The organism is Dyella sp. (genome assembly GCF_035277725.1).
Lineage (GTDB): Bacteria > Pseudomonadota > Gammaproteobacteria > Xanthomonadales > Rhodanobacteraceae > Dyella_B.
Genome location: NZ_DATEJY010000038.1, coordinates 1 through 8,898 on the forward strand (window position 1 = coordinate 1; position 8,898 = coordinate 8,898).

Annotated in this window: 10 protein-coding genes; 3 read left to right on the forward strand and 7 right to left on the reverse strand. The window is 63.6% G+C overall.

Features of this window, described 5'->3' with window-relative positions; genetic code table 11:
- On the forward strand, positions 1-663 hold a 663-nt coding region (locus tag VJR68_RS03175), incomplete at its 5' end, for an NAD(P)H-dependent oxidoreductase (RefSeq protein WP_324146100.1).
- 205 nt (positions 664-868) lie between these two features.
- On the opposite strand, the gene VJR68_RS03180 is transcribed toward VJR68_RS03175, so the two are convergent.
- The 4 genes from VJR68_RS03180 to hflK form a co-directional block, all read right to left on the reverse strand.
- Positions 869-2,161 carry an adenylosuccinate synthase gene (locus VJR68_RS03180; RefSeq protein ID WP_324146101.1) on the reverse strand — a complete coding sequence of 431 codons (1,293 nt, stop codon included), beginning with the start codon at positions 2,159-2,161 and terminating at the stop codon, positions 869-871.
- An 87-nt stretch (positions 2,162-2,248) separates the two neighbouring features.
- Entirely contained in the window at positions 2,249-2,434 is a 186-nt protein-coding gene (locus tag VJR68_RS03185) for a DUF2065 domain-containing protein (protein ID WP_324146102.1), read from the reverse strand.
- Positions 2,435-2,443: 9 nt separating this feature from the next.
- Positions 2,444-3,319, reverse strand: a complete 876-nt coding sequence (gene hflC / locus VJR68_RS03190; protein WP_324146103.1) for a protease modulator HflC — start codon at positions 3,317-3,319, stop codon at positions 2,444-2,446.
- Complete coding sequence (gene hflK / locus VJR68_RS03195) at positions 3,316-4,410, reverse strand: FtsH protease activity modulator HflK (protein ID WP_324146104.1); 1,095 nt, start codon at positions 4,408-4,410, stop codon at positions 3,316-3,318. Before hflK ends, hflC begins: the two co-directional genes overlap by 4 nt.
- 318 nt (positions 4,411-4,728) lie before the next feature.
- Between hflK and VJR68_RS03200 the strand changes: the two genes are divergently transcribed.
- Positions 4,729-5,676, forward strand: coding sequence for an alpha/beta hydrolase (locus VJR68_RS03200; protein ID WP_324146105.1), 948 nt, complete (start codon positions 4,729-4,731; stop codon positions 5,674-5,676).
- A 161-nt stretch (positions 5,677-5,837) separates the two neighbouring features.
- Here the strand turns inward: VJR68_RS03200 and hflX are convergent, their stop codons facing one another.
- The 3 genes from hflX to miaA form a co-directional block, all read right to left on the reverse strand.
- A complete protein-coding gene (gene hflX / locus VJR68_RS03205) occupies positions 5,838-7,148 on the reverse strand; it encodes a ribosome rescue GTPase HflX (RefSeq protein ID WP_324146108.1) in 1,311 nt (436 codons plus the stop codon).
- A 6-nt stretch (positions 7,149-7,154) separates the two neighbouring features.
- Positions 7,155-7,436, reverse strand: coding sequence for an RNA chaperone Hfq (gene hfq, locus VJR68_RS03210; RefSeq protein ID WP_188796912.1), 282 nt, complete (start codon positions 7,434-7,436; stop codon positions 7,155-7,157).
- A gap of 168 nt (positions 7,437-7,604) precedes the next feature.
- Positions 7,605-8,552: a tRNA (adenosine(37)-N6)-dimethylallyltransferase MiaA gene (gene miaA, locus VJR68_RS03215; RefSeq protein WP_324146106.1), complete on the reverse strand. Its 948-nt coding sequence runs from the start codon at positions 8,550-8,552 to the stop codon at positions 7,605-7,607.
- 116 nt (positions 8,553-8,668) lie between these two features.
- Here miaA and VJR68_RS03220 point away from each other — a divergent pair.
- Positions 8,669-8,898: hypothetical protein (locus tag VJR68_RS03220; RefSeq protein WP_324146107.1), on the forward strand; the 230-nt coding region annotated here is incomplete at its 3' end.

Genomic DNA, 8,898 nt, shown 5'->3' on the forward strand with positions numbered 1-8,898 from the left:
CTCGACGGCAAACTTGGCGATCGCTTCGAGCCGTCACGCGACTCCAAACATGCCTATCAAAACGGGCGGCAGCGTGAAGACATCGCGCGCGAACAGGAAAAGCTGCGCTGGGCCGACACCGTGATCCTGCAGTTTCCGCTGTGGTGGTTCTCGATGCCGGCAATCATGAAAGGCTGGCTTGAACGCGTGTATGCCTACGGCTTTGCATACGGCGTTGGCGAACACTCCGACAGGCATTGGGGCGATCGCTACGGCGAAGGTACCTTGGCCGGCAAGCGCGCGATGCTGATCGTTAGCACCGGCGGCTGGGAATCGCATTACAGCCCACGCGGCATCAACGGCCCCATCGATGACATTCTGTTCCCCATCCAGCACGGCATGTTGTATTACCCGGGCTTCGACGTATTGCCGCCCTATGTGATCTATCGCACCAGCCGAATGGATGACGTGCGATTCGCCAAGATTTGCCAGGAGCTAGCTGAGCGTCTGGACCATCTCGAAAAGACCGCACCGATCCCGTTCCGCAAGCAGAATGCCGGTGACTACGACATACCCGCGCTCACCCTGCGCGATGATATTGCGTCAGAACAATCGGGGTTCGGCATACATGTCGAAGCCAGCAGCCCACAGCAGGACATAGCGAAGCAACGTAGGCTGGGATGACAATCCCAGCATCAAGAGCCGGCAAAAAAGCTGGGATTGCCATCCCAGCCTACTAAACGGCCTTGCGTGACGAGCTGAAATTTCTCATCGCAAAAATGAACGCGTTGCGCATATCGCGTCGGCACTCTTTAGAGCTTCGCTTGCGTCCCCAACAAAAAGGCCCCGAAAAGGGGCCTTTTGTTCGACCTACGCAGACGCCCTGCACTTACGCAAACGGATCATCCAGCACGATCGTGTCGTCACGATCCGCACCCGTCGCCACGATGGCCAGGCGGCAGCCGGAAAGTTCTTCCACCGCGCGCAAATAAGCACGCGCGGCCGGCGGCAGCTTGTTCCAATCGCGGATGCCGGCGGTGGATTCGCTCCAACCCGGGAATTCCAGGTACACCGGTTTGCATTCGGCCCAGCCATCCGCATCGAGCGGGGCGAGTTCGCGGCGCTTGCCGCGGTATTCGTAGGCGATGCAGACCTTGATGGTTTCCAGGCCGTCGAGCACGTCGAGCTTGGTGATGGCCAGGCCGTTGATACCGTTGATCTGCACCGCGCGCTTGAGCGCGACCAGGTCGATCCAGCCGCAGCGGCGCGGACGACCGGTGCTGGCGCCGAATTCGTTGCCGACCTTGCGCAGGCGCTCGCCCATCTCGTCGTTGAGTTCGGTCGGGAACGGGCCGCCGCCAACGCGGGTGGCGTAGGCCTTGCAGATGCCGAGCACGTAGTCGATATCGCCCGCGCCGACGCCGGTGCCGGCGAGTGCGCCGCCGACGGTGGTGTTGCTGCTGGTGACGTAGGGATAGGTGCCGTGGTCGATATCGAGCAATGCGCCTTGCGCACCTTCATACAGGATGTTGCCGCCTTCCTTGCGCACGTCGTGCAGGATGGTGGCGACGTCGTCGACCATCGGACGGATGAATTCGCCATAGGCGATCGCATCGTCCAGCACCTTCTGGTAGTCCACCGGCTCGGCCTTCAGCCATTGGGTGAGGATGAAGTTGTGGTATTCGACGGCGCACTTGATGAGGTCGGGCAGCTCGTGCGGATACATCAGGTCAGCCACGCGCACGCTGCGGCGGGCGACCTTGTCTTCATAAGCCGGACCGATACCGCGGCCGGTGGTGCCGATGGCCTTGCCGCCAGCGGCAACTTCGCGCGCCTTATCGACCGCGATGTGGTACGGCATGATCAGCGGCGTGGCCGGGCTGATCTTCAGGCGCGGACGCACGTTCACGCCTTGCGCTTCCAGCTCTTCGATTTCCTGCTTGAGCGCGGCGGGCGACAACACCACGCCGTTGCCGATCAGGCATAGCGCGTCGTCGCGCAGGATGCCGGAGGGAATCAAGTGCAGCACGGTCTTCTTGCCCTTGATGACCAGAGTGTGGCCGGCGTTATGGCCGCCCTGGAAACGCGCCACTGCGCCGACGCGCTCGGTCAACAGGTCGACGATCTTGCCTTTGCCTTCGTCGCCCCACTGTGCGCCAAGAATTACGACTGACTTGCCCATGATGCTTCTCGCTCTAAAGCGTTCCGATCGGCGGAACGGGTAAATGGAAAACTTAGCTCGCGGTGATGACCGCGTGGTGAAACCGGTTCAATGCACCAGCCGCAAGGTCAGCAGACCGATGCCGATGGCAATCGCGCCGCAGACACGCAAGACGCGCGGCTCCATCTTGGACGCTTCGCGCATGACCGACTGCCAGCCATGCGGCGCAGCGAACAGCACCAGGCCCTCGATCACCAGCACCAGGCACAACGCCGCGTAGAAATCACGTGGCATGGCCTTGGCTCAGCGATGCGCCGGCGCGGCGGCCGGATTGCCGAAATAACGCAGAAACTCCGAATCCGGCTTGAGGATGATGGTGCCCCTGCCGTCGCCGAAGGATTTCTTGTACGCCTGCAGGCTGCGGTAGAAGGCGAAGAAATCCGGGTCCTGCGCGTAAGCCTGCGCGTAGATCTGCGCGGCTTGCGCATCGCCCTCGCCTTTCACCTTGTCGGCATCGCTGTCGGCATTGGCGCGGATCACCTGCGCCTGCGCCTGGGTCTCCGCCTTGATCGCCTCGGCCTCCTGCTTGCCATCCGCGCGAATGGCCGCTGCCTGCTGCTGACGCTCGGTCTGCATGCGCTTGTACACCGCCGCCTTGACGTCATCGGGGAATTCGATGCCGGTGATGCGCACATCCACTACCGAGATGCCCAGTGTTTTCTGCGTCTGCTCGTTGGCCTGCTGCAACGTGCTCGCGGCGACGTCGCCCTGCCCGCCGGCAATCAGCTGGTCCATGGCATGCGCATTGACGATGCCGCGCAGCGCATTGCTGATGATCGGACTCAGGCGCTGGCCGGCCTGCAATTCATCGCCGCCACTGGCGCGGTAGTAATCGGCTGCGTTGGCGATGCGCCACTTCACGTAGTAACTGACGTTGATGCTTTGCTTGTCGGACGTGGCATAGCGCTGCGGCGCGCCGTCGTAGGACAGGATGCGGTCGTCCAGCGTCAGCGTCTGCTGCAGCAGCGGCACCTTGGCGTGCAGGCCGGGCTGGCGGTCGGTGCGCAGGATCTTGCCGAATTGCAGCACAAGCACCTGCTGGCCTTCGCCCACGGTGTAGAGGCTGTTGAATCCCAGCAGAAGGAGCAGAACGATGATGATCGCAACAGTGGTCTTCATGGCTGCTTCCCCTTGTCCGCATCGTCGTTGCCGGACGGCGCCACTGTGCCGACGCCCGGCAGGCTGGTGACGGGCTGCGTCTCGCCACGAGCGCCTTCGATGTTGATGACGCTGCGCCCGTCGGAGCCGTCGATGACCTTGTTGCTGGCGTGCAGGATGTCTTCCATGGTTTCCAGCCACAGGCGGCGGCGGGTGACGTCAGGTGCCGCGCGGTATTCCTTGAGAATCAGGTTGAAGCGCTCGGCATCGCCTTGCGCGCGCGCGATGCGCTCGGCCTTATAGGCATCCGCCTCGGCGGCCAGGCGCTTGGCATCGCCCTTGGCGGCGGGAACGTCCTGGCTGGTGATGGCCTTGGCCTGGTCGATCAGGCCCTGGCGATCCTGGCGCGCGGCAATCACGTCGTCGAAAGCGTCTTTGACTTCCTGCGGCGGCGTGATGGCCTGCAGGCTCACCTCGGTCACTTGCAGGCCGCAGTCATACGCATCGAGCGTGTGCTGCAGTTGATCGCGCACCTGCTGCTGCAAGGTACCCAGGTGGGGCGCCGGCGCATTGGCGTCGCCCTGGCCGGTGAGGATGTCGTCCATGGATTGCGCGCCGATCACCGCACGCACGGCGGCCTGTGCGGCCTCGTTGAGCGTGCCATCCGGATCGCGTGCGCTGAACAGGTATTTCTGCGGGTTCGTCACCTGGTACTGCACGTTGAAATCGACCGTGACGATATCCTGGTCGCGGGTAAGCATGCGGAGCTGGTCCGACATGGCGCGCACCCGCGAGGTTGCCACTGGCTGCACGGCTTCGATCGGCGCCGGTAGCTTCAGATGAAATCCGGGATTGATGGTCCGCGCATAGGCGCCAAACCGTTCCACGACGCCCACCTGTCCCGTGCCGACTACCGCGTAGCTGGTCAGCAGCAGCCAGGCCAGCAGGATGGCGACCACGATGGTGAGAATGCCGCCCGGGCCACCCATCCGCCCGATGCGCTTGAACAGATCCTTGAGCGCCGCCTCGACGCCAGGCTTGTTACCGCCGGCACCGCGCTTGTTTTTGTTCCATGGATCGCGCTGCCCGTTGCCGGGTTCGTTCCAGGCCATGGTCAGTCTCCTTGAGGCCGCTGGGAGGCCGGCAGCAACGGCCGGAAAACACTGAGTGAAGAATGGGACATGGTGACGGATAGTGGGCATGCAAGCACCCGGTCGGGGTGGCGCACAAACGGTCGCATTCTAGCAGAGACGCGGCGGCCGGAGCCCCTCATGCGCCGGGTGCAGCAACTTGCGCCATGCGACGTACAAGCTCATTGGATGCCGCTGCGGGTTGGCAGAGAGGGGATCAAGAGACAGCTGCAGGCAGGGTTGGGGCGGCAATGCGCGCTCCGCACCCTACAATCCTCCCGAATCCCGGCGAGGCTCCCCATGAAGCAGCTTTTTGTGTTCCTGACCGCGGCCATGCTGGCCATTACCGCCACCCGTGCGCACGCTGCATCCTGCGCCATACCCGGCACCGACAATGCCTTTCTCGGCATCAAGAGCATCCGCCTCTGGCCCGGAGCCGCGCCCGGGGCCAAAGGCAACGCCTGTGAAGACATTCCGGCACTGACCATCTTTACGCCCATCAAGGGAAGCGAGAACGGGTCTGCCGTCGTGATCTTTCCCGGCGGCGCTTATGCGGGTCTTGCCAGCGACCTGGAGGGCCGCGAGATCGCCGACTGGTTCACCGCGCGCGGGTTTACGGCGTTCATCGTGAGCTATCGTCTCGCCTCGCACGGCTACCTGTTGCCGGTTCCGCTGCTCGACGCCCGCCGCGCGATCCAGACCGTGCGTGCCGACGCCGCCGACTACCACATTGCGCCGGATCGCATTGTGGCCATCGGTTTCTCTGCCGGCGGACACCTCGCCGCCCTCGCCGGCACCCAGCCCGTTCCCGGCAACCCTGGAGCCAAAGATGCCATCGAGCGCGTCTCCAGCCGGCCCGATTTTCTCGTGCTTGCCTATCCCTGGCTCGACGCCATCTCAAGCGACACGTCGCACCTGAGCTACTGCAAGCTCTTCAACGTCATGGATCAGTGCGAGGCCCTTCGTACCCGTTACACGCCGACGCTGTTCGTCAGCAAGGACACGCCGCCCACCTTCATCTATCACACCGCCACCGACGAGACGGTTCCGGTGGGACAGAGCCTCAGGTTTTACGAGGCGCTGGTCAAAGCCGGCGTTCCCGCGGAGCTGCACATCTTCGCTCACGGTCCCCACGGCACTGGCCTGGGCAAGGGCGATGCCGTGCTCGACCAATGGCCTAGCCTGCTCGAAAGCTGGCTTCGTGCACAGGGGCTGCTTAAGGCGGATAAAGCGGCAGTCGCGCCGTAGGCTGGGAAGAAATCCCAGCATGTCACGTGGATGGCGATGCTAGCAGAGACGGTTGCGTTTAAGCCTGTCACCCAAGCGACCCACCGATGACGTAGGTTGGGGCGCGAACCCCAACATTGCTGTGTCTATCTGGATCGGAATGTTGGGGTTCGCACCCCAACCTACACGGCCGTGTCGGGGTTGCCCAGCAAGCCGCGCAACAACTCCACCTCGGCGCCCTGCCCGCCGGTCAGCGGCGCCAGCACGCTGCGCGGCGCATCGATGCGCAGACGCCAACCTTCCTCGTCCACCGCTTCTTCGGCGATCGCACCCGCGGCACGCAAGCGCGCATGCAGGCGGCCGGCCGAAAGCGGCAAGCGCAATTCGGACTGCACGCGCTCACCGCCCAGGCATTCGCCCAAGGCTTCCCGCAGCAAATCCAGGCCGGCACCCGTCACCGCGGACACCCACACCTGCTGCGGCACGCCTTCGGCGCTGCGCACGATGCGCGGTTCGCCGCCGGCGAGGTCGATCTTGTTCATCACCTGCAGTTGCGGCACGTCGCCGGCGCCGATTTCTTCCAGCACCTGGTCGACCACGTGATGCAGGCGCTCGCGCTCTTCATCCGCCGCGTCGCTGACGTGCAGCAGCAGATCCGCATCGCGCGCTTCGGCCAGCGTGCCGCGGAAGGCGGCGACCAGGTCGTGCGGCAATTCACGGATGAAACCCACGGTATCGGCGAGCACGGCTGGGCCGCAGCTCAAGTCTTCGAGCTTGCGCACGGTGGGATCGAGCGTGGCGAACAGCTGGTTCGCCGCGTACACATCGCCCTGCGTGAGCACATTAAAGAGCGTGGATTTACCGGCATTGGTGTAACCGACCAGGGCCACGCGCGGCACCGTGTTGCGCAGGCGCGCGCGACGCTGCTGGCTGCGCTGGGTCTGCACCTTTTCCAGGCGCTTGGTGAGCATCTTCACGCGCTCGCCGAGCAGGCGGCGGTCGGTTTCCAGCTGCGTTTCACCCGGGCCGCGCAGGCCGATGGCGCCGCCGCGCTGGCGCTCCAAGTGGGTCCAGCCGCGCACCAGGCGGGTGGCCAGATGTTTGAGCTGAGCCAGTTCCACTTCCAGCTTGCCTTCGTGGGAGCGGGCGCGCTGGGCGAAGATATCGAGAATGAGGCCGGCGCGATCAACCACGCGCACGTTGAGCAGCTTTTCCAGATTGCGCTCTTGCACCGGTGAAAGCAGATGGTCGACCAGCACCACGTCCGCTTCCAGCGCACGCACCGCCTCGGACACTTCGTCAGCCTTGCCGGTGCCGATGTAATAGCGTGGATTGGGTGTCTCTACGCGCGCAGGAATGCTGGCCAGCACTTCGGCGCCAGCCGACTTCACGAGTTCAACGAACTCCTCCGCACGCTCCGCTGCATCGCCTTCCCCCCGCGAGTGCGGGAGGACCAATACAGCCCGTTCGCCTTTCTTCTGCCTATCGAACAGAGTAAATCAACCTTCGCTTTCGACCGACGCGTGCTCGAGATGGGCTTCGTGGCCTTCATGACCCTCATGGCCGTTGCCCACGCGCACGTTGCGGCTCGGCACGACGGTTGAGATGGCGTGTTTGTAAACCATCTGGCTGACCTGGTTGCGCAACAGCACCACGAACTGATCGAAAGACTCGATCGTGCCCTGCAGCTTGATGCCATTCACCAGGTAGATGGCGACCGGTACGCGCTCACGGCGCAATGCGTTTAGAAATGGATCTTGCAAGGATTGCCCTTTTGACATTTTTTGTTCTCCCCCTCATCCACGGATGGGCCGGAAAAAAAGCGACGCCATTGGCGCCCCGACCCGAGTTTTTTTGAATGTTAACCGCTTTTAAATCGAGTATGAAAGGGTTTTGTAAGTGATGACAAAGACATAACGAAATGACGTCATCTTTTTTACAAGTAGCTCTCACTTTGCCCCGAGGAACAAGCCTACGGCATCCGTCGCCCGTTCCGGCAGATCGCCTTGTTCCGGATCGAGCATGCGCGCATCGAGTTCACTGCGCAGCCAGGTGATCTGCCGCTTGGCGAGCTGCCGGGTGGCGAAGATGCCCCTGTCGCGCAGTTCGACAACATCGTAGCGTCCATCCAGGTGCTCCCAGGCCTGGCGGTAGCCCACCGCGCGCAAGGCCGGCAGATCGGGGCTGAGATCGCCGCGCCGGCGCAAGGCATGCACCTCGTCCAGCAGGCCATGCCGCAACATGTCGTCGAAACGCTGAGCGATGCGCGCGTGCAGCGGTGCGCGGTTCTGCGGCACCAACGCCAGCTTCAATACACGCCAGGGAAACGGTTGGCCGCGCCCACCCTGTTGTTGCGCGCTGAGCGGCTGGCCGGTAAGCGTAATCACTTCCAACGCGCGCTGGATGCGTTGTGCGTCCCCGGGCTTGATGCGTGCGGCGGCTTGCGGATCGCATTCGGCCAGTCGGCGATGCATGCCATCCCAGCCGATGACAGCAGCCTCTTCCGCCAGCTGTGCGCGCACGTCGGCATCCGCGTCGGGCAGGTTGGACAAACCTCGTTGCAGCGCGCGGAAGTACAAGCCGGTGCCGCCGACCAGCAGGGGAACACGTCCCGCTTCGGCGATGCGGTGCATCGCTACCTGCGCGTCGGCGCTGAAGTCGGCAGCCGAATACGGCTCGGCGGGATCGCGGATATCGATCAAAGCATGCGGATAGCGCGCGAGCGTTGCGGCATCGGGCTTGGCCGCGCCGATGTCGAGGCCGCGATACACCAGTGCTGAATCCACACTGATCAAGCCAAGCGGAAAGCGGTCGCTCAAGGCGCACGCAAGCGCAGTCTTGCCCGACGCGGTCGGGCCCATCAGGAATATGGCGAGCGGGCGACGATCGACAGGCATCCGCACAGTTTAACGGCTCGGCTTGGAGGTCAGCCCTGCATCAGGCTTACAAAGTTGTACACCCGACCCGCCAATGATGCGTTGATCAGGGAGATTCCATCGCCAGGACGTCGCCCGTGCCGCTTCCCCTGCCCCGCCTGTCTTGCCTATCGCTCGCTGCAGGCTTGTTCGCCATCACGCAAGCGTCTGCGCAAATCGTCAACCAAGGCACGGACTTCAGCGGCATCTGGCAACTCAACGACAAGCAAAGCGATAGCGCAGCCGTGATCACCCAGCGACTGCACGCGGAGAAACGGCACGAGCAAGCCCCGTCGTCGCGCCCGGCTTCCGCAAGCTCCAGTGGCGC

Coding starts and splice junctions, on each gene's coding strand:
- hflC (WP_324146103.1), bottom strand. CDS start 3,319: ATGAAGACCACTGTTGCGATCATCATCGTTCTGCTCCTTCTGCTGGGA.
- VJR68_RS03200 (WP_324146105.1), top strand. CDS start 4,729: ATGAAGCAGCTTTTTGTGTTCCTGACCGCGGCCATGCTGGCCATTACC.
- hflK (WP_324146104.1), bottom strand. CDS start 4,410: ATGGCCTGGAACGAACCCGGCAACGGGCAGCGCGATCCATGGAACAAA.
- VJR68_RS03185 (WP_324146102.1), bottom strand. CDS start 2,434: ATGCCACGTGATTTCTACGCGGCGTTGTGCCTGGTGCTGGTGATCGAG.
- hfq (WP_188796912.1), bottom strand. CDS start 7,436: ATGTCAAAAGGGCAATCCTTGCAAGATCCATTTCTAAACGCATTGCGC.
- miaA (WP_324146106.1), bottom strand. CDS start 8,552: ATGCCTGTCGATCGTCGCCCGCTCGCCATATTCCTGATGGGCCCGACC.
- VJR68_RS03180 (WP_324146101.1), bottom strand. CDS start 2,161: ATGGGCAAGTCAGTCGTAATTCTTGGCGCACAGTGGGGCGACGAAGGC.